The sequence below is a fragment of the Pedococcus sp. P1_H8 genome, assembly GCF_056405175.1.
In genome coordinates this window covers 1-480 of sequence record NZ_JBFUCP010000186.1, presented here as the reverse complement: position 1 = coordinate 480, position 480 = coordinate 1, and the positions used below count along the sequence as shown (strand labels likewise).

General features: G+C 63.5%; 1 protein-coding gene. It reads left to right on the top strand.

Annotated features, from left to right (window positions below; all coding sequences use genetic code 11):
- A partial coding sequence (locus tag AC1DYG_RS19515) for a hypothetical protein (protein ID WP_477641508.1) occupies positions 1 to 346 on the top strand: 346 nt, incomplete at its 5' end.
- Positions 347 to 480: the final 134 nt, after the last annotated feature.

The following is a 480-nucleotide window of genomic DNA, read 5'->3' as shown; positions in this document are numbered from 1 at the left end:
GTTCTCGGGTCGTCCGACCATCGATCTGGGGCCATTCGTCCTGCCCTTGTACGCGTCGTCAGGCCTCTTTGCTTATCTGTGCGCCCTGCTGTTTGTGTGGATCGCGCTTCGTCACGATCCTCAGGCATCGTCGACGGTTCGGTGGCTCTCCGTACTTCTTCCGGTGGGAGCAGCCCTGAGCATCGGGGCGGGTATGGCTATCGCATGGTGGAGGAACTTCAACCCGACTCCGACGGTCTTCACCGTGGTGATCGGAGTGGTGGTCGTCGTGCTCGGGGCGACTGCCGGCTTTGCCCGCCACCGTGGGGTCAGAGCGCAAAGCGGCACCCAGCCCGATGCGATCTGAATTCTTGCAAGGGGCGCTAACCGAAATTCGGCGGCGGCGTGACTCTTCGCCTCCGTGCGGCACGAGGAGTCCCTGGTAGCCGCCAGGTCCGGCAGACAGCGATCCCGCACCGACAGCGAAATCCATGGATTCCG